Origin of the sequence: Leifsonia sp. CL147, from assembly GCF_900114565.1 — a bacterium.
Classification (GTDB): domain Bacteria; phylum Actinomycetota; class Actinomycetes; order Actinomycetales; family Microbacteriaceae; genus Leifsonia.
Window position 1 is genome coordinate 159468 of the sequence record NZ_FOTM01000004.1, and the last position, 18811, is coordinate 178278.

Genomic DNA, 18811 nt, shown 5'->3' on the forward strand with positions numbered 1-18811 from the left:
GACGATTCGTCACGAATGTGGGTTCTGAGCGCTGCTGGGCGACGATTCGTCACGAATGTGCGTTCTGAGCGCGGTTGGGCGACGATTCGTGACGAATGTCCGGGGCGTGCGGGTTACGCAGCGCCGCCCGAGCGGACCTCGTGCAGGAAGAAGAGTCCGCCGAACGGGTCCGTGACCTGCGCGAAGCGGCCGAACTCGCTGTCCCAGGGGTCGCGCACGACCGTTCCGCCGAGCTCGACGACACGAGCGGATGCGGCGGTCGCGTCCGCGACGCCGAAGTAGACGACCCAGTGCGACGGGACGCCCTCCGGCAGCATCTTGTCCGCGTCGTAGACGCCGCCGCCGGGTGAGGCCGGATCGCCGAAGGTGACGTAGCGGAAGTCGGCCGTGTCGCCGAGTGTCTGTGTCGTCCAGGCGAACACCGAGGTGTAGAAGCCGACCTGCGCGGGGAAATCACGCGCGTACAGCTCGTGCCAGGCGGGCGCGCCGACCTCGGCCACCAGTTCGAAGCCGCGGTGCCGGTCGGGCTGCCAGAGTCCGATGACCGCTCCGCCCGGGTCGACGACGACGGCGAGCCTGCCCTGGTCGCCGACGGTCATCGTCGGGGCGACCACTTCGGCGCCTGCCTTCTCTGCGGCCTTCTCCGCCGCCTCCGCATCCTCCACCAGGAGGTACGTGGTCCACGTGTTCGCCTGCGCACCCTCCATCACCGCTCCGAGCCCCGCCACCATGCGGCCGTCGCGGCGGAAGGTCGTGTAGCCGCCGTACTCTCCGCCCCCGACGTCGGGGGTCCAGCCGAACAGGCCTGCGTAGAACTCCGAGGCGCGCGGGACGTCGGATGCGGCGTAGTCCACCCAGTAGGGCTCGCCGAGGCGGTGTGTGGTGACGACGGTCATGCGCACAAACTACTCCGGCCGCCCCGATCTCCGAAGTGCAGGATCGTGGCGGCCGGAGTGGGGCGGCGACGCCCTAGAGCGTCAGCGCCCGCTGGATGAGGATCTGCTGCTCCTGCGCGTGCCGCTTGGCCGAGCCGGCGGCGGGCGCGGCCGACGGCGGGCGCGACACGACGCCGAGCGGGCGCGGGCCGAGCTTCGAGGTCTCCAGGATCATGTACGGCCAGGCTCCCTGGTTCTCCGGCTCGTCCTGCACCCAGACGAGTTCGGCGTTCGGGTAGGAGTCGACGATGGCCTTGAGCTCCGCGGGAAGCGGGTAGAACTGCTCCACCCGCACCAGGGCGATCTCCGGGTTCGGGTTCTTCTCGAGATCGTTGAGCAGGTCGTAGTAGAGCTTGCCGGCCATCAGGAGGACCCGCTTGACCGAGCTCTTGTCCGTGATCCGTGCGTCGTCGATCACCGGCTCGAAACGACCCGTCGTGAAGTCCTCCACGTTGCTCGACGCGCCGCGGAGCCGCAGCATCGCCTTCGGCGTGAAGACCACGAGCGGCCGACGCGGACGCGCGTACGCCTGGCGGCGCAGCAGGTGGAAGTACGAGGCGGGAGTGGAGGGACGCGCGACGGTCATGTTGTTCTCGGCGCACATCTGCAGGTACCGCTCGATGCGAGCGCTGGAGTGGTCCGGTCCCTGTCCCTCGTAGCCGTGGGGGAGGAGCAGCACCAGCGACGAGCGCTGGCCCCACTTCTGCTCGGCCGAGGAGATGAACTCGTCGATGATCGTCTGGGCGCCGTTGGCGAAGTCGCCGAACTGGGCCTCCCAGAGCACGAGCGCATCCGCACGCTCCACCGAGTAGCCGTACTCGAAGCCCATGGCGGCGTACTCGCTGAGGAGCGAGTCGTAGATCCAGAAGCGTGCCTGGTTGTCGCTCAGATTCGCCAGCGGCAGCCATTCCTGGCCGTTCACGCGGTCGTGCAGCACGGCGTGACGCGAGACGAAGGTGCCGCGTCGCGCGTCCTGCCCGGCGAGGCGCACGGGCGTCCCCTCGGCCAGCAGTGTGCCGAGGGCGAGCAGTTCGCCGAAGCCCCAGTCGATGTTGCCGTTCCTGCTCATCTCGCCGCGCTTGGTCAGCAGCTGCTGCAGCTTCGGGTGGACGGTGAAGCCGGCGGGCGGGTTGTTGAACGCGTCCCCGATCATGTGGATGACCTGCTCGCTGACCGCGGTCGACGCCGGCTCCCCGACGTTGTCGTCCTGCGGGGCCGGCTGCTCCAGGTCGCCGGTCTCTTCGGACGTGAGGACGGGAGCCGGGTGGGTCTGCGCCGCGTGCGTCTCCATGAACGCGCGCTCCAGGCGTTCCTGGAAGTCGCGGTGGGCCTGCTCGTACTCCTCCTCGGTGATGTCGCCGCGGCCGACGAGCGCCTCGGTGTAGAGGCGCCGCACCGAACGCTTGGCCTCGATGAGGCTGTACATCAGCGGCTGCGTCATCGAGGGGTCGTCGCCCTCGTTGTGACCGCGGCGGCGGTAGCAGACGAGGTCGATGACGACGTCGCGCTTGAACTCCTGGCGGTAGGCGAAGGCCAGCTCGGCCACGCGGACGACCGCTTCCGGGTCGTCGCCGTTCACGTGGAAGATCGGCGCCTGGATGGTCTTGGCCACATCCGTCGAGTACACGGACGTGCGCGCCTCGGCGGGAGGCGTGGTGAAGCCGACCTGGTTGTTGATGTTGACGTGGATGGTGCCGCCCGTGCGGTACGCCCGCAGCTGCGACATCTGCATCGTCTCGACCACGACGCCCTGACCGGCCATTGCGGCATCGCCGTGGATGAGGATGGGCAGCGTGAGGAAGGTGCCGGCCGGCCGGCGGTCCTGCTTGGCGCGGACGATGCCCTCCAGGACGCCGTCGACGGCCTCCAGGTGGGACGGGTTCGCGGCGAGGTAGACCGGGATCTCTTCTCCGTGGACGCCGCTGAAGGTGCCCTCGGTCCCGAGGTGGTACTTCACGTCGCCGGAGCCCTGGATGGTGCGCGGGTCCTGCGTGCCCTCGAACTCGCGGAAGATCTGGCCGTACGTCTTGCCGGCGATGTTCGTCAGCACGTTGAGGCGGCCGCGGTGGGCCATCCCGATCGCGACCTCGTCGAGCTCCGCCTCCGCCGCTCCCTGGAGGATCGCATCCAGGAGGGCGATGGTCGACTCCCCGCCTTCGAGGCTGAAGCGCTTCTGTCCGACGTACTTGGTCTGCAGGAAGGTCTCGAAGGCCTCCGCCTCGTTCAGCTTGCCGAGGATGCGCAACTGCTCTTCGTGCGTCGGCTTCTCGTAGGGCCGCTCCAGCTTGTCCTGGAACCAGCGGCGCTGCGCCGGGTCCTGGATGTGCATGTACTCGATCCCGACCGTGCGGCAGTAGGAGTCGCGGAGCACGCCGAGGATGTCGCGCAGCTTCATCTTGCGCTTGTCGCCGAACTGGCCGGTGACGAACTCCCGGTCGAGGTCCCAGAAGGTCAGTCCGTGGTTCTCGATCTCGAGGTCGGGGTGCGTGCGCTGCTTGTACTCCAGCGGGTCGATGTCGGCCATCAGGTGGCCGCGCACGCGGTACGAGTTGATGAGCTCCTGGACACGGGCGGTCTTGTCGACGGCGCTCGCCAGGTCGACGCTGATGTCCGGGTTCCAGTGGATCGGCATGTACGGGATGCGCAGCTCGGCGAAGATGTCCTCGTAGAAGTTGCGCTTCCCGATGAGCATCTCGTGCACGATCTTGAGGAACTCGCCGGACCCGGCGCCCTGGATGACGCGGTGGTCGTAGGTGCTGGTCAGCGTGATGGTCTTGCCGATGGCGAGGCCCGCCAGCGTCTTCTCGCTGGAGCCCTGGAACTCGGCCGGGTACTCGAGGGCGCCGGCGCCGATGATGCAGCCCTGGCCCTTCATGAGCCTCGGGACGGAGTGCACCGTCCCGATCCCGCCGGGGTTGGTCAGCGAGATCGTGGTGCCGGCGAAGTCGGCTGCGGTGAGTTTGTTGTTGCGGGCCCGGTTCACCAGGTCTTCGTAGGCGGAGAGGTACTCGCCGAAGCGCATGGTGTCGGCGCGCTTGATGCTCGGGACGAGGAGGGCGCGCGATCCGTCGGGCTTCGGGAGGTCGATCGCGATGCCGAGGTTGATGTGCGCGGGGGCGACGACGGACGGCTTGCCGTCGACCTCCTCGTAGTACACGTTCTGGCTCGGGAACTCCTTGAGCGCCTGGATGAGCGCCCAGCCGATGAGGTGCGTGAAGGAGACCTTGCCGCCTCGGGCGCGCTTGAGGTGGTTGTTGATGACGATGCGGTTGTCGATCATCAGCTTGGCCGGGATGGTGCGGACGCTCGTCGCCGTCGGAACGGTGAGCGACGCATCCATGTTGGTCGCCAGGGACTTGGACATGCCGCGGAGCGGGGTGACCTTGTCCTCCTCGGCGGCCTCGACGACCGCGTTCGGGGCGGTGACCGGTGCGTCCGCCGGGACCGGCTGGGGCTTCGGTGCGATGGAGGTGGTGCGCGCGACGGGCTGCTGGCCGATGATCGGGATGGGCGTCGTCACCGGCTTCGGCTCGTTCGGGTGCGGCGCGGGCGCGCCTCCCGCGGCAGTCGCAGCGGCCGGGGGAGCCGGGGCTTCGGGCGGAGTCGGCGCGGCGGGGGGCGCCGGCGTCGCCGGAGGCGCCGGGACCGTCGGCGGAGCGGGTGTCGACGGCTCGGACGGGCTCGGAGCGTTCGGCTCCGCGGGGGCGGGGACGGTCGGCTCGGCCGGGGTCGGCACGGTCGGCTCGGAGGGGGTCGGGATGCCCGGCTCGGCGGGCGCCGGGGCGGGCGTCTCGTCCGGCGAGGGGATCGACTCGGCCGATGGAGCGCCGGCTCCCGCTGCGCCCTCCTCTTTCACCGAGGGGTGGTAGTGCTCGAGGATCGGCCACCACGACCGGTCGACCGAGTTCTTGTCGTGCACGAACTGCTCGTACAGTTCATCCACGAGCCATTCGTTGGCTCCGAATTCGCCCGTGGAGCCGTCCTCGGTTCCTACTCCGGTCACTTGGCTCGACACAGCCAGATCGCCCACTCTCTCCATTGATTCGTCTCGTCCGAGTGGCCCTGCGGCCACCCGCGTCCCCCGAAGATCAAGCCTAATCCCATCGATACGCCGGTGCGCTCCCGCAGCCCAGCGGGATAGCGTTATTCGCATGCAGTTCTATGGAACGTCCCCGCGCCATGACCTGACCTATTCCGACGTCTTCCTCGTGCCGTCGCGTTCGAACGTCAGGAGCCGTCTGGATGTCTCCCTGTCGCCCGGCGACGGTACCGGCGCGACCATCCCGATCGTCTCCGCGAACATGAACTCCGTCACGGGCAAGCGGCTCGCCGCGACCCTCGCGCGGCGCGGCGGCCTGGGCGTCCTTCCGCAGGACATGCACCTCCAGGACCTGGACGAGGCCATCCGCTGGGTGAAGGCGCAGCCGGTCGCGTTCGACACCCCGCACCAGGCCGGGCCCGACGAGAGCGTCGCCGACGTGCTGCGCCGCATCCCGGCCGTCGAGGGCCACGGGATCGTGGTGAGCGACGAACACGGCGCGTATCTCGGCTGCCTCGCCGCCGTCCAGCTCGGCTCCGCCCTCCCGGACGCGCGCGTGGGCGACCTGCTGCACGGCGCCCTGACCGCGCTCGACGCCGAGGACCTCAGCGACGGTCGCGCTGCGTTCCGGGCGATGGATGCGGCCGGCCTCGACTTCGCCCCGGTGCTGCACCACGGCCGGGTCGTCGGGACGCTCTCCAAGCGCAGTGCGCTGCGCTCCACCATCTATGCGCCGGCCCTCGACGCGCACGGCCGGCTCCGGGTCGCCGCCGCCGTCGGGATCAACGGGGATGTCGCGGGCAAGGCGAAGGCGCTGGCGGCCGCCGGCGTCGACGTGCTCGTCGTCGACACCGCGCACGGCGATCAGGACGGCATGATCCGCGCCATCCGCGCGGTCAAGGAACTGGACCTCGGCCTGCCCCTCGTCGCGGGCAACGTCGTCACCGAGCAGGCCGTGCGCGACCTCGTCGCGGCCGGTGCCGACATCCTCAAGGTGGGAGTCGGTCCCGGCGCCATGTGCACGACGCGGATGATGACCGCTGTCGGCCGCCCGCAGTTCTCGGCCGTGCTCGAGACCAGCGCGGCCGCGCGCGAGCTCGGGGCGCACGTCTGGGCGGACGGCGGCGTGCGCTACCCGCGCGACGTCGCGCTGGCGCTCGCCGCGGGCGGCGCCTCCGTGATGATCGGCTCCTGGTTCGCCGGGACGATCGAGGCGCCCGGGATGCTCGACCGCGACGCGAACGGCGGCCTCTACAAGGAGAGCTGGGGCATGGCCTCCACCAAGGCGGTCACGGGGCGCTTCGAGCGGCTGGACCCCTACGAGCTGGCACGCAAGGAGCTCTTCGCCGAGGGCATCTCCAGCTCGCGCATCTACCTCGACCCGCTTCGGCCCTCGGTCGAGGACCTGCTCGACATGATCACGACCGGAGTGCGCAGCTCGTTCACGTACGCCGGGGCGCGCTCGCTGGCCGAGTTCCACGAGCGAGCGCTGGTGGGCATCCAATCGGCGGCCGGCTACGAGGAGGGCAAGGCGCTGCCGGTCAGCTGGTAGACGCTGTCGCGCGTCTGCCGCGGCTACGACCGGCGGGTCGCGTCCTGCACCTCGCCGACGAGCTCCTCGATGATGTCCTCCAGGAAGAGCACGCCCGCGGTGGCGCCCTCGGCGTCCACGACCCGGGCGAGGTGGCTGCCCGAGCGGCGCATCGTCGCCAGCGCATCCTCGACGTCGCTGCCGGCGAAGACGGTGACGAGCCGGCGGATGCGCTTGGCCGGCACGGGGAGCTCGAACCCGGTCTCCTCGAGGTCGAGCACGTCCTTCAGGTGCAGGTAGCCCGTCGGCTCGCCGTCGGGGTCCGGGACGACGTAGCGCGAGAAGCCGTGCTTGGCGACGGCCTTCTCCACGTCTGCGGGAGTCGGGGTCTCCGGGAGGGTGACCAGCGCGTCGAGCGCGACGGCGACATCCCGCACCTTCTTCTCGGTGAACTCGAACGCTGCGGTGAGCGCGCCGGTGCGGTCCATCAGGAGGCCCTCGCGCGTGGACTGCGACACGATCGTGGCCACCTCGTCCAGCGTGAAGGTGCTCGCGGCTTCGCCCTTCGGCTCCACCCGGAACAGCCGGAGGACGGCGTTCGCGCTCGCGTTGAGTGCGATGATGATCGGCCGGACCGCCCGCCCGACGCCGACCAGCGGGGGAGCGAGCAGCAGGGCCGCCCTGTCGGGCATCGAGAACGAGATGTTCTTCGGCACCATCTCGCCGAACACCACGTGCAGGAACGACACGACCACGAGCGCGACGATGAACGCGATGGTGCCGATGACCTCCTCCGGCCATCCCGTCGCGTGGAGGGGCGCCTCCAGCAGGTGATGGATGGCCGGCTCCGAGACGTTCAGGATGAGCAGCGAGCAGACGGTGATGCCGAGCTGCGTCGTCGCCAGCATCAGCGTGGCGTGCTCCATTGCGAACAGCGCCGTCTTCGCGCTGCGCTTGCCGCGCTCGGCCAGCGGCTCGATCTGCGAGCGGCGCGCCGAGATCACGGCGAACTCCGCGGCGACGAAGAACGCGTTGACGGCCAGCAGCACGACCAGCCAGCCGATTCCTGCCCAGTCGCTCATGAGCGGCCCGCCTCTCCGATGGCGTCCGTTGCGTCCCCGGTCAGCGGGACCGGATCGGGCGTGTACCGGATGCGGTCCACCCGGCGGCCGTCCAGGCGCTCGACGCGCAAAGTGCCGCCGTCGATCGGGACCTCGTCGCCGACCTTCGGCAGCCGGCCGAGCTCGTTCATCACGAATCCCGCGACCGTCTCGTACGGGCCGTCCTCGGGCACGGTGACCCCGGCCCGTTCCTCCAGCTCGTCCGGGCGGAGGATGCCCGGGAACGTGATCGAGTCGCGTCCGCGGATGACGCCGGCGCGCGTCCGGTCGTGCTCGTCGGCCACCTCGCCGACGATCTCCTCGACCAGGTCCTCCAGGGTGGCGATGCCCGAGGTCCCGCCGTACTCGTCGACGACGACCGCGAGCTGGTAGCCGCGGGCCCGCAGCTCGCCGAGCAGCGTGTCCAGGCCCATCGTCTCCGGCACGCGCAGGGCGTCGGTCATCAGCGCCGAGGCGGGCACGCGCGAGCGGCGCGGCCGCGGGACGGCAACGGCCTGCTTGACGTGGACGACTCCGAGCACGTCGTCGATGTCGTCGCCGATCACCGGGAATCGCGAGTACCCGGTCCTCCTGGCGAGGTCGCTGACCGCCTGCGCCGGCTCGGTGCGCTGCACCGCCTCGATCCGCGGTCGCGGCGTCATCACGTCGGAGGCGCTCCGGTTGGAGAACGCGAGCGTCCGGCTGAGGAGCGTCGCCGTGTCCTCCTCGAGGAGGCCCGCGCTGGCGGAGCGGCGCACCAGCGAGGAGAGCTCGTCGGCGGTGCGGGCGCCGGACAGCTCCTCCTTCGGCTCCACGCCGACCAGGCGCAGCACGCCGTTTGCCGTGCCGTTCAGCAGGGCCACGAACGGACGGAACACCGCCGTGAACACCGTCTGGAAGGGGATGACCACCCGCGCGGTCGCCAGCGGGAGGGCCAGCGCGAAGTTCTTGGGGACGAGCTCGCCGAGAATCATCGACAGCAGGGTCGCCACGGCGATGGCGACGACGGAGGCGATCGGCGTCACCGCTGCATCCGGCAGTCCGGTCGCGGTCAGCGGGCCGCGCAGCAGGGAGCTGATGGCCGGCTCCATCGTGTAACCGGTGAGCAGCGTGGTCAGAGTGATGCCCAGCTGGGCGCTGGAGAGGTGCGTCGAGGTGATCTTGAGGGCCGCGATCGTCATCGACAGGCGGGACTCGCCGCGTTCCCGCCGCGCCTCCAGATCGCCGCGATCCAGATTGACCAGGGCGAACTCGCTGGCGACGAAGAGCCCGGTGCCGACGGTGAGCAGGAGGCCGACGGCCAGCATGATCCACTCAACGAGCACAGTGTCCACCTCGCTCGCTCGCACGCGGGCTCTGACGATCGAATGGGCTACGAGAAGGAGGGTCGTCCATGTGCCCGCAAGTATATCGGTCCCTCCTCGCGCGGACGGTCGGGGAGACGTTCAGTTCTAGGGGGCCCGTCAGCCCGGCGGACGCGTATCATGCCGCCCGGATGAAGGAGGAACACCATGTTCGAGTCGTATGTGACGTACTCCGTGCTTCCCGCTTCCGACCTGCAGCGTGCCACCGGGTGGTACCGCGACAAGCTGGAGCTGGAGCCGGAACGGACCACGGAAGGCGGTGTGCTGTACGGCACCGGGTCGCAGTCGAAGATCTTCGTGTACGAGACCGCCAACGCCGGGACCGCGCAGAACACCGCGATGTGCTGGATCGTGCCCGACATCGAGGGCACGATGGCACAGCTCAAGGAACGGGGCGTCGTCTTCGCGGACTACGACTTCCCCGGCCTGAAGACCGAGAACGGGATCGCGACGGACGAGATGGGCCGTTCGGCCTGGTTCCAGGACAGCGAGGGCAACTACCTGTGCCTGACGGAGGTCGCCTGACAGCCTCCAGGATCTGACAGCCTCCAGGACTGACAGCCTCGAGGATCTGAGGGCGCCCGCGGGCTAGTCTCGCCAGCGGGCGCGGAGGTACTGCGGCGGCCAGTCGATGGCGCCGCCGAGCTCATGCGCGGCCCGCAGCGGGAAGTGCGGGTCGCGGAGGAGTTCGCGCGCCAGCATGACGGCGTCCGCCTGCCCGCTCTCGACGATCTCGGCCGCCTGCTGCGGTGTGGTGATGAGCCCGACCGCGCTCACATCCACTTCGGACGTGCTGCGCACGTGATGCGCGAACGGCACCTGGTAGCCCGGCTCGACGGGGATGCGGATGCCCGCCTGGATGCCGCCGCTCGAGATGTCGAAGAAGTCGGCTCCCGCCGCCTCAGCCCAGCCGGCCACGGTCGCCGTCTGGTGCTCGTCCCAGCCCCCTTCGGCCCAGTCGCTTCCCGAGAAGCGGACGAAGAGCGGAGCGTCGCCCGCCTCCTCCCGCACCGCAGCCACCACGCGCAGCAGCAGGCGCGCGCGGTTCTCGAGCGAGCCGCCGTACTCGTCGGTCCGGTGATTGGCGATCGGGGAGAGGAACTGGTGCAGCAGGTAGCCGTGCGCCGCATGGATCTCGACGATGCGGAAGCCCGCCTCGATCGAGCGCCGCGTCGCGGAGCGGAAGTCGGCGACGACCTTCTCGATGCCGGCGGCATCCAGCTCCTCCGGCACGTCGTAGCCCTCGAACGCGAGCGCTGACGGGGCGACGGCGCGCCAGCCGCCCTCGGCCGCCGGGACGGTGCCGCTGCGGTCCTCGAAGCCCCAGGCCGGCCAGGTGGACGCCTTCCTCCCGGCGTGGGCGAGCTGGATGCCGGGGACGGCGCCCTGCTCCTCGACGAAGGCCGCGATCGGCTTCCAGGCATCCCGCTGCTCGTCGGTCCAGATCCCGGTGTCGCGCGGGCTGATCCGGCCCTCGGGACTGACCGCGGTCGCCTCGCTGAAGACGATCCCGCTCCCGCCCGTGGCGAACCCGCCGAGGTGGACGAGGTGCCAGGTCCCCGGGACGCCTGACTCGTCCAGCACCGAGTACTGGCACATCGGCGAGGTCCAGATGCGGTTGCGGATCGTCACACCGCGCAGAGTCAGGGGATCGAAAAGAGTGGGCATGTCATCATCTAAGCGGCGAGCGCATCCAGATATGCCCGGAGTCCCTGCGGAGTCGTGAAGACATGGCCCGCGATGCCCAGGGCCCGTGCCCCGAGGACGTTGGCTTCCTTGTTGTCGACGAAGACCGTCTGCTCCGGCGTGACCCCCAGCTCCGCCATCACGTGCTCGAAGATCTCGGGGCTCGGCTTGATCGTGCCGAGCTCTCCGCTGACGAACACCTTCTCGAACAGGTCGCCGAGCGTGCCGTGCCGGAAGTAGGAGCCGAAGTCGCGGCCCGCGTTCGAGAGCAGAGCCATCCGCGTCCCGCCCGCCTTGAGGTCGAGCAGAACCTGCAGGGTGTCGTGGTCGATGGACAGCCAGCTGCGGAAGTCCGCCAGCCAGAGCCGGTGGATGGTCGCGTCGCCCCAGCTCTCGCCCAGCTCCCGCTCGATGCCCCGCCAGTACGACTGGATGCTGAGGGTGCCCTGGTCGAGCGCATCCCTGTGCCGCCAGTACGCCGGCCAGAACACCTCGGCGTCGCCGCCGGCGAGCTCGGTCAGCGCACGCCGGTCCTCCTCGGTCGGGGTCACCGAGATGACCTCGCCGTAGTCGAACACGATCACCTTGCCGGGGATGCTGATCGCCATGCTCTCAACCTATCGTGAGGACGGCAGGGGTTCGATGGGACGAGGCGGCCGCGATCGGCGGCGGGCGACGAGCGAGCGGAGGCGACCGGTGACCGGACGACAGGGCGGGCCACAGGGCGGATGGCGGGCGTGGGACGAGCGGGACGCCGCGGGGTGGATCGCGGTTCCCCAGGAGTCGAGCGACAAGTACTCCCGCGGCGTGCTCGGGGTGGTGACCGGCTCCGAGCGGTACCCGGGGGCGGCGGTGCTCGGCGTCGAGGGCGCTGCGCGCACGGGAGTCGGAATGATCCGCTACCTCGGGGCCGGCCGGCCCACCGAGAACGTGATCCGCAGCAGGCCCGAGGTGGTGACGGCGCCCGGGCGCGTGCAGGGCTGGCTGATCGGCTCCGGCATGGATGCGGCCTCGCGCCCCGAGGACGACGCGCAGCGCCTGCGCGCCGCCCTCCGCGACGGCACGCCGCTGGTGATCGACGCGGGCGCGCTCGACCTGGTCGGCCGCGCATCCGCTCCCGTCATCGTGACCCCGCACTTCCGTGAACTGGCGGCCATGCTGCGGGAGGCGGCCGACGACGACCCGGACGCCGTGACGGCCGACGACATCGCCGCCGACCCGGGCGACTGGGCCATCCGCGCGGCGGACAGCATGGGGGTCACGGTGCTGCTCAAGGGCCACACGACTTACGTCGCCGCGCCCGGAGGCCCGCGGTACACGGTGACGGCGGGGCCGGCGTGGCTCGCGACGGCGGGAAGCGGCGACGTGCTCGGGGGAGTGCTCGGTGCACTGGTGGCGACCCACGCCCGCGAGATCGACGAGGACGGCAACGCCGCACTCGCCGCGCTCGCCGCCACGGCCGCCTGGGTGCACGGCCGCGCGGGCGAACGGGCCTCGGACGGCGGCCCGATCGTGGCGCTCGACATCGTGGGTGCGCTTCCTAGCGTGGTGCGGGACCTGGTGCGGCCGGGCGGCTGACCGTATTCAGGGGCCCGGCACGGGCATCCCCTAGGATGTGGCGATATGGGGATGGAAGCGGCGTCGATCGGCGCCCGATCGACCGCATCAGCCGATCCCGGGACGGTGCGCCGCGTCCTGTACAGCCCGCTGACGCTGTGGATCGCGTTCCTCGCCGTGCACCTGATCATCAGCGGGCTCGCGCTCAATCAGGGCAAGGGTCTGGGGGACGTCTTCCTGGTCTACAAGCCATGGGCGGAACTGGCGTCGCAGGGCACGCAGATCGTCGGGGTGAACTCCGACTGGGTCTACCCGTTCGGGGCGCTCGTCCCGATCATGCTGCCGCTGCTGTTCGGCGACGCAGGCTATGTCTGGGGCTGGCTGAACCTGGTGCTGCTGCTCAACGCCGCCGCCTTCGCCGTGCTCATCGTCGGCCGCGAGCCCCGGCGCCTGGTCGCCGCGTGGTGGTGGCTCGGCTTCCTCCTGCTGCTCGGTCCGATCGCGGTCGGGCGGCTCGACGCCGTCTCCGCGTCCCTCGCCATCGTGGGACTGCTCTGGCTGACGCTGCACGAGCGCGCAGCGGTCGTGGTGCTGACGGCCGCCACCTGGATCAAGGTCTGGCCGGCGGCCATCCTCCTCGCGGCCGTCGTCGCTCTGCGTACTCGGTGGCACATCGTCCTGGTCGGCGCCGTGACCTCGGCCATCATCGTCGCCGTCCCGCTGATCTTCGGGGCCGGCTGGCACGTCCTCAGCTTCATCGGCATGCAGACCGACCGCGGTCTGCAGATCGAGGCGCCGGTGAGTACGATCTGGATGTGGCAGGCCGCCTTCCACGTGCCGGGCGCCGCGGTCTACTACGACCACAAGCTGCTGACGTTTCAAGTCAGCGGCGACGGGACGGCGCTCGCCGGCTCGCTGATGAACCCGCTCTTCGGACTCACCGCCGCGGTGGTCCTGCTGGTCGGCGTGCGCGCGCTGCGCCGCGGCACCCCGTACACGCGCATCCTGCCGGAGCTGTCGCTGGCGCTGGTGACGGCGTTCATCGCGTTCAACAAGGTCGGGTCGCCGCAGTACGTGGTGTGGCTGGCCGCGCCCATCGTCATCGGGCTGGCGTACCAGGGCCGCGGCTTCCGCACGCCCGCGCTGCTCGTGCTGGTCACCGCTGCACTCACGCAGGTGTTCTATCCGTTCCTCTACGACACGCTCCTCGTGCCCGAGGCGGGGATGGTCGCGGTGCTGACCCTGCGAAACCTCATGTACTTCGTGATCCTGGGCTGGACGATCGCCGCGCTGTGGCGGCGGCGTCACCGCCAGGAGGCGGCCGACGACCTCGTCCCCGCGCACGCGTGGCCGTTCCATTCGGCGCCGGGAGCGCATCCCGAGCCGGTCGGCGGCGCGGCGCGCTGATGGGAGGGCGCCGACGGGATGGCGCTGACGGGAGGGCGCTGACCGGGAGGGCGCTGACGGGGCTGAACGCGGACGGAGTGCACGCAGATCTGGCGTGACCGACAGAAGGAGGAAGACATGCTGGTGGCGTTCTCGGTGGCACCGAGCGGTGGCGAAGGTCCGAACGCATCCGTTCACGATGCGGTCGCGGCGGCGGTGCGCGTGGTGCGCGAGTCCGGACTCCCGAACCGCACCGACGCGATGTTCACGACCATCGAGGGGGAGTGGGACGAGGTCTTCGACGTCGTCCGCCGGGCGACCGAAGCGGTCGGCCGCTACGGGTCGCGCGTCTCCCTGGTGCTGAAGGCGGACATCCGTCCCGGCTACACCGGCGAGCTCGACGGCAAGCTGGAACGGCTCGAGGCGGCGCTCGAGCAGACCGACTGACGTGGACGACCCGTTCGTCCTGATCGGCGAGCTGCTGCTGGCCTTCTGGCCGGTGGTCGTCATCGGCGTCGTGGTCGTCGTGGTCTTCGTCGGCGGCCCGCTCCTCGGCTGCGTCCTCTTCGCGATCGCCGGCGCCGCCGGAGCGCGGGTCGCGGCGTCGGACGAGACGCAGGATGTGGACGTGACCGAGTTCTTCGAGGAGCAGGCGGCGTCCGCGGCGACGGCCACGGCGGCGGCCACGGCGGCGGCCTCGGCGACGACGGGTCGAAACGATTCGATATAGGCTGGGCCGGTGACCCTCCTCATCGACGGGCCGACGCAGCTGTCGTCGGCCCGTACTCGTCTTGCCCTGCTGGCCCTCGCCCTCGGGGGCTTCGGCATCGGAGCCACCGAGTTCGTCGCGATGGGTCTCCTGCCCAACATCGCGCACGACCTCCTGCCGCAGCTCTATGCCGCCTCGCCGACCGACGCGAACGCCCAGGCGGGCTGGATCATCTCGGCCTACGCCCTCGGCGTGGTGGTCGGCGCGCCCACGATCGCGACGTTCGCGACCCGGTGGCCGCGGAAGAAGCTGCTGCTCTGGCTGCTCGTCGCGTTCACGGCCGGGACCATCGCCTCGGCCCTCGCGCCCACCTTCCCGCTCGTCATCCTCGCCCGCTTCGTCTCGGCCCTGCCCCACGGCGCCTACTTCGGCATCGCATCCCTGGTCGCCGCCTCCCTCATGGGTCCGGGCAAGCGGGGGCGCGGTGTCGCCTTCGTGCTCTCCGGGCTGACGATCGCCAACGTGGTGGGAGTCCCGACGATCACCTGGATCGGCCAGCACAGCGGCTGGCGCATCGCGTACCTGGTGGTGGCCGGGATCTTCGCCCTCACCTTCGTCGCCGTCGCCCTTCTCGTGCCGTGGCAGGCCGGCGACGCCACCGCGAGCGTGCGGAACGAACTGCGGGCCTTCACCCGCCTGCAGGTGTGGCTCGCGCTGTCCATCGGCGCCGTCGGCTTCGGCGGGTTCTTCGCGATGTACACGTACATCGCGCCGATCGTCGTCTCGGTGACCGGGATGCCGGAGGCCGCCGTCCCGCTGGTGCTCATCCTCGCGGGCCTCGGGATGACCATCGGCAACATCGTCGGCGGCCGGGCTGCCGACCACAGCGTGCCGCGCAGCATGCTGTTCTTCTTCGTCGTGCTGGTGCTCGGGCTCACGGCGCTCTGGCTCACCGCATCCACGGTCCCCGGCCTGCTGATCTCGGTCTTCGTGGTCTCCGGCGCCTGCTCGGCGCTGTCGCCGACCATCCAGACCCGGCTGATGGACGTGGCGCGCGACAGTCAGTCGATCGCGGCGGCGCTGAACCACTCGGCGCTCAACATCGCGAATGCGTCGGGCGCCTTCCTCGGCGGACTGACCATCGCGGCCGGGTTCGGCTACGTGTCACCCGTCATCGTGGGCGGCCTGCTCGCTCTCGGGGGCATCGCCCTCGCCCTGCTCACGTTCGGGATCGACCGCTCCCGCATCCGCCGCGGCGTCCACACCGGCGCGATCCGAGCTCAGCGCCCCGCCCCCGCCCCCGTCTCCGCCCCAGCCTCCGTCTCCGCCGACTGACCCCCACCGTCGAGTCCGCACAGATTGCACAGATTCGCGTCGAAAACGTGCAATCTCTGCGGACTCGATGGTGGGGCGGAGCGCGCGAGGGGTCAGTCGTTTTGGAGGAGGATGCCGTCCTGGATGGCGCGCTTGCGGAGCGCGACCTTCGTGCCGACGTCGTAGCCGGCCACGCGGTACTTCTCGCGGATTCGCTTGAGGTAGCTCTTGGCCGTCTCGTCCGAGATGCCGAGCTGGAACGCGACCGCTTTGACCGGCTCGCCTGCGCCGTAGAGGGCCATGACGCGACGCTCCTGCGCGCTCAGCTTCGGCGCGCCGCCGGCCTCGCCGGCGTTCAGCGCGAGGTCGAGCTCGGCCGAGATGAACGACTCGCCCATGCGGGCCGCGCGGATCGCCTCCACGATCATCTCCGCATCCTCGCTCTTGACCAGGTAGCCCAGGGCACCGGCCGCGAGCGCCTCGCGAACGACCGCCGGCTCCGAGTAGGTGCTCATCAGCACGGTCGCGACGCCCGTCGTCTTCAGCGTGGAGAGCTTGAGCGAGATCGGGATGTTGTCCTTCAGATCGAGGTCGAGCAGGACGACGTCGACGGGGAACTCGGGATGGGTCAGCAGCTCAGGCCAGCTGGCCACCGCCGCCACCATGTTGATGTCGTCCGCTGCGTTGCGGATCCACTCGGTCAGCGCTCCGAGGAGCATCTTGTGATCGTCGACGATCGCGATCCGAATCGGCGGTTGCTCACCCATGGGCTGCCTTTCTCTGTAGCGGTCCCGCTGGATCAGACCAGCTCGGCCGAGGTGTCGCTCACGGTGGTGACCTCGATGCGCAGGATCGATCCGGAGAACGACTCGACATAGCGCCCCACCTTACGGATAGCTTGCCATGCTGCCGGGTCTACCCCGTTTCGCGGCACACCGCTGGTCGAGATCACGATACTCATCGTCGCGCCCGGGTTCGAGGTCCGCGGGTAGGTGCCGACCGGCCGGGCGAGCTCCAGGGTCAGCGTGCGCGGCTGCCCCGTCCCGGCGCGCACGGGGTCGCTGATCAGCAGCCACACGGCGGTGAGCAGACCATCGCGCTGATCCCGGTTGAGGCCCGCGGCCAGCCCTTCCGGGTCGCTCAGCGTCACGGACGGCCCGAGCAGGGCGGACTCGGTGACCGCGTGGTACAGCCAGGTCTCGGTGCGGCCCTGGATGAGATGGAGGCGGAGCTCCGTCGCGATGCCGGCCGCCGCGTCCGCCGTGTCCTCGTCCAGCGGGAGCTCCGTGCGGCCGGTGGCGACGCCGTCGAGCAGCCGTTCGGCGGCGAGGTCCAGGCGGGCGAGCTCCTCCGAGGCGAGCATCCCGATGGCGTAGCCGGGGGAGACGACCGTGCTCTGCACCTGGACGAGATCCAGTTCCAGCTGAACCAGCGTCCGCAGCGAGCGCACGATCTGCGTGCCGACGACGGGAGGGGCGACGGCGATGGCGACGGTCACCATCCCCGGTCCCAGCAGCTGGAGGTCGGGGAGGGCGCGCCAGACCACGACGATCAGGAGGACGCCGCCGAGGGCCGCAGCTGCGAGGAGGATGTCGCGGGCCGGCCGCACAGGCACGCAGAGCAGCAGGGCGGGCCCGATCGCCGCCGCAGCGGTCAGTGGCGCGGCGGCGCCTCCTCCCGGCCAGCTGCCCGCGATGTCGAGGGCCAGGGCGATCGCCCACACCCCGAGTGCTCCGAGGTACAGCCACAGCGGCAGCTCGTCCGGCAGCCGGAAGCGCAGCACGAGCGCGGCGACCAGGGTCACGGCGACGAGGACCCAGGCGGCGATCGTCAGGCCGAGCAGCGGGTAGTCCCCGATGTCGAGGAAGAACAGGACCAGCAGGAACGCGATGAGCGCGACCGTTGCGACGTTGAAGCCGAGATCCAGTCGGGCGCGGCTGAGCGCATCCCGTTCGTCTCCGGCCGCCCCGCGTGCGAGCGGGCTGCGCGGGACCGTCCGCTCGTCGATGCGGGTCACTTCGGCACCTCCAGCACCACGGTCGTCCCGCTGCCGGGCGACGAGAACAGGCGTGCGTTGCCCCCGACATCCCGCAGGCGCGCCACGATCGACTCGGTGAAGCCCAGCCGTCCGGCGTCGATGGTCGACACGTCGAACCCTTTGCCCGCATCCGTCACCATCGCCCGCACGTTCGCGTCGTCGTCGGTGATGGTCACGTGCGCCTCATTCACCCCGGAGTGCCTGCGCACGTTCTCGAGGCACTCGCCGAGGGCGAGGAGGAAGGCGTCGAGCACGTCGCTGGGCAGGAGGACCTGGCCGGCGCCGTGCCAGTTGACCTCCAGCCCCATTCGCCGGAAGCGCTGCTTCACCGACTCCAGGGTGTTGCCGAGCGTGGACTGCTCCACCGGTTTCAGCTTGTAGTCGCCGGACCGCGACGGGTCGGGCGTGAAGCCGAGCCGCAGCTGGCGCAGCAGCGCAGCATCCTCGGCCGCCTGCTCGCGGAGCGCACCGTGGCTGACGCCGACACCGGAATGGGCGAGCAGCGTCAGGGTGGCGAGCACGGTGTCGTGCAGCAGCCGGGCGCTCTGCCGACGGCGCGCCTCGGTCTCGCTCGCCTGGCGTTCGACGCGATAGGCGCGGCTCATCGTCGAGATGCGCTTGAGTGTCCGCGGGACGGTCCGCGAGAGCCAGACGCCGGTCGCGGTCAGCGCGATCCAGCCGGTCACCGTGAACACGAGCGGCTCGGCCAACCGCGAGCCGGTCATCCCGAGCGTCACGCCCAGCGAACCCACCGTCAGCGCGGCCGAAGCGACCAGGAGGATCAGCCGGATACGGGAGGTGACGGCAAGGACGCAGACGCAGGCGACCGACGCTGCGCCGATGACGCCGACCGCGCTGATCGCCGAGGGGCCGAGGGCGGTCCCCGGAAGGAGGTGGACGAGGATGAGCGCGTTGCCGGCGGCGACGATGATCCACATCCACATCGTCAGGCGCAGCAGCCCGGCCAGCTGCCACTGCGCGTAGCCGAGGCACAGGATGAGCACCAGGGAGGCGAAGTAAAGGGGGAGCGGGAGTGACCCGGGGACGCTCAGGCAGAGCAGCGCGGTCGCCGTGGCGGTCAGCCCGACCGTGCGGGCTGTGGCGGCGAGGAGACGATCACGCTCCTTCTGGATGCGCGACATGCCCCTCCAA

16 protein-coding genes are annotated in these 18811 nt (G+C 70.5%); 7 read left to right on the plus strand and 9 right to left on the minus strand.

Features of this window, described 5'->3' with window-relative positions; all coding sequences use genetic code 11:
* Positions 1 to 113: 113 nt before the first annotated feature.
* Positions 114 to 896: a VOC family protein gene (locus BM287_RS05550; RefSeq protein ID WP_090036775.1), complete on the minus strand. Its 783-nt coding sequence runs from the start codon at positions 894 to 896 to the stop codon at positions 114 to 116.
* Between the two features lie 73 nt (positions 897 to 969).
* On the minus strand, positions 970 to 4974 hold the full coding sequence (locus tag BM287_RS05555) for a multifunctional oxoglutarate decarboxylase/oxoglutarate dehydrogenase thiamine pyrophosphate-binding subunit/dihydrolipoyllysine-residue succinyltransferase subunit (RefSeq protein WP_170857437.1): 4005 nt from the start codon (positions 4972 to 4974) through the stop codon (positions 970 to 972).
* Positions 4975 to 5086: 112 nt separating this feature from the next.
* On the opposite strand from BM287_RS05555, the gene BM287_RS05560 reads away from it, so the two are divergent.
* On the plus strand, positions 5087 to 6526 hold the full coding sequence (locus tag BM287_RS05560) for a GMP reductase (protein ID WP_090036777.1): 1440 nt from the start codon (positions 5087 to 5089) through the stop codon (positions 6524 to 6526).
* Between the two features lie 23 nt (positions 6527 to 6549).
* Here the strand turns inward: BM287_RS05560 and BM287_RS05565 are convergent, their stop codons facing one another.
* Positions 6550 to 7587 (minus strand): hemolysin family protein, encoded by a 1038-nt coding sequence (locus BM287_RS05565; protein WP_090036779.1) that lies wholly within the window; start codon positions 7585 to 7587, stop codon positions 6550 to 6552.
* Entirely contained in the window at positions 7584 to 8939 is a 1356-nt protein-coding gene (locus BM287_RS05570) for a hemolysin family protein (protein WP_090036908.1), read from the minus strand. The genes BM287_RS05565 and BM287_RS05570 overlap by 4 nt, the downstream gene beginning before the upstream one ends.
* A 177-nt stretch (positions 8940 to 9116) precedes the next feature.
* Between BM287_RS05570 and BM287_RS05575 the strand changes: the two genes are divergently transcribed.
* The gene (locus BM287_RS05575; RefSeq protein ID WP_090036781.1) at positions 9117 to 9494 is read left to right on the plus strand and encodes a VOC family protein; all 378 of its coding nucleotides are present in this window, start codon (positions 9117 to 9119) and stop codon (positions 9492 to 9494) included.
* 63 nt (positions 9495 to 9557) lie between these two features.
* Here BM287_RS05575 and BM287_RS05580 read toward each other — a convergent pair whose 3' ends face one another.
* A complete protein-coding gene (locus tag BM287_RS05580; RefSeq protein WP_090036783.1) occupies positions 9558 to 10637 on the minus strand; it encodes an NADH:flavin oxidoreductase/NADH oxidase in 1080 nt (359 codons plus the stop codon).
* Between the two features lie 8 nt (positions 10638 to 10645).
* Complete coding sequence (locus BM287_RS05585) at positions 10646 to 11263, minus strand: HAD family hydrolase (RefSeq protein ID WP_090036785.1); 618 nt, start codon at positions 11261 to 11263, stop codon at positions 10646 to 10648.
* A gap of 88 nt (positions 11264 to 11351) precedes the next feature.
* Between BM287_RS05585 and BM287_RS05590 the strand changes: the two genes are divergently transcribed.
* The 5 genes from BM287_RS05590 to BM287_RS05610 all read left to right on the plus strand — a co-directional run bounded on the left by BM287_RS05590 (position 11352) and on the right by BM287_RS05610 (position 15642).
* Positions 11352 to 12233: an ADP-dependent NAD(P)H-hydrate dehydratase gene (locus tag BM287_RS05590; protein ID WP_244527925.1), complete on the plus strand. Its 882-nt coding sequence runs from the start codon at positions 11352 to 11354 to the stop codon at positions 12231 to 12233.
* A gap of 45 nt (positions 12234 to 12278) precedes the next feature.
* Positions 12279 to 13619, plus strand: a complete 1341-nt coding sequence (locus BM287_RS05595; protein ID WP_244527927.1) for a hypothetical protein — start codon at positions 12279 to 12281, stop codon at positions 13617 to 13619.
* Positions 13620 to 13736: 117 nt separating this feature from the next.
* Complete coding sequence (locus BM287_RS05600) at positions 13737 to 14045, plus strand: thiamine-binding protein (RefSeq protein ID WP_090036789.1); 309 nt, start codon at positions 13737 to 13739, stop codon at positions 14043 to 14045.
* A gap of 1 nt (position 14046) precedes the next feature.
* Positions 14047 to 14328 (plus strand): hypothetical protein, encoded by a 282-nt coding sequence (locus BM287_RS05605; RefSeq protein ID WP_175463922.1) that lies wholly within the window; start codon positions 14047 to 14049, stop codon positions 14326 to 14328.
* 9 nt (positions 14329 to 14337) lie between these two features.
* The gene (locus BM287_RS05610) at positions 14338 to 15642 is read left to right on the plus strand and encodes an MFS transporter (RefSeq protein ID WP_090036791.1); all 1305 of its coding nucleotides are present in this window, start codon (positions 14338 to 14340) and stop codon (positions 15640 to 15642) included.
* A 92-nt stretch (positions 15643 to 15734) separates the two neighbouring features.
* Here the strand turns inward: BM287_RS05610 and BM287_RS05615 are convergent, their stop codons facing one another.
* From BM287_RS05615 to BM287_RS05625, 3 genes are read right to left on the minus strand one after another with little or no spacing between them, the layout of a single operon-like run.
* Complete coding sequence (locus BM287_RS05615; protein WP_090036793.1) at positions 15735 to 16388, minus strand: response regulator transcription factor; 654 nt, start codon at positions 16386 to 16388, stop codon at positions 15735 to 15737.
* A gap of 32 nt (positions 16389 to 16420) precedes the next feature.
* Positions 16421 to 17638, minus strand: a complete 1218-nt coding sequence (locus tag BM287_RS05620; protein WP_090036795.1) for a hypothetical protein — start codon at positions 17636 to 17638, stop codon at positions 16421 to 16423.
* Entirely contained in the window at positions 17635 to 18801 is a 1167-nt protein-coding gene (locus BM287_RS05625) for a sensor histidine kinase (protein WP_090036797.1), read from the minus strand. Before BM287_RS05625 ends, BM287_RS05620 begins: the two co-directional genes overlap by 4 nt.
* Between the last annotated feature and the right edge of the window lie 10 nt (positions 18802 to 18811).

What these genes read in the sequence shown, in the direction of transcription:
- BM287_RS05550 (WP_090036775.1), bottom strand. Translation starts at nt 896, where the DNA reads ATGACCGTCGTCACCACACACCGCCTCGGCGAGCCCTACTGGGTGGAC.
- BM287_RS05555 (WP_170857437.1), bottom strand. Translation starts at nt 4,974, where the DNA reads ATGGAGAGAGTGGGCGATCTGGCTGTGTCGAGCCAAGTGACCGGAGTA.
- BM287_RS05560 (WP_090036777.1), top strand. Translation starts at nt 5,087, where the DNA reads ATGCAGTTCTATGGAACGTCCCCGCGCCATGACCTGACCTATTCCGAC.
- BM287_RS05565 (WP_090036779.1), bottom strand. Translation starts at nt 7,587, where the DNA reads ATGAGCGACTGGGCAGGAATCGGCTGGCTGGTCGTGCTGCTGGCCGTC.
- BM287_RS05575 (WP_090036781.1), top strand. Translation starts at nt 9,117, where the DNA reads ATGTTCGAGTCGTATGTGACGTACTCCGTGCTTCCCGCTTCCGACCTG.
- BM287_RS05580 (WP_090036783.1), bottom strand. Translation starts at nt 10,637, where the DNA reads ATGCCCACTCTTTTCGATCCCCTGACTCTGCGCGGTGTGACGATCCGC.
- BM287_RS05585 (WP_090036785.1), bottom strand. Translation starts at nt 11,263, where the DNA reads ATGGCGATCAGCATCCCCGGCAAGGTGATCGTGTTCGACTACGGCGAG.
- BM287_RS05595 (WP_244527927.1), top strand. Translation starts at nt 12,279, where the DNA reads ATGGGGATGGAAGCGGCGTCGATCGGCGCCCGATCGACCGCATCAGCC.
- BM287_RS05600 (WP_090036789.1), top strand. Translation starts at nt 13,737, where the DNA reads ATGCTGGTGGCGTTCTCGGTGGCACCGAGCGGTGGCGAAGGTCCGAAC.
- BM287_RS05615 (WP_090036793.1), bottom strand. Translation starts at nt 16,388, where the DNA reads ATGGGTGAGCAACCGCCGATTCGGATCGCGATCGTCGACGATCACAAG.
- BM287_RS05625 (WP_090036797.1), bottom strand. Translation starts at nt 18,801, where the DNA reads ATGTCGCGCATCCAGAAGGAGCGTGATCGTCTCCTCGCCGCCACAGCC.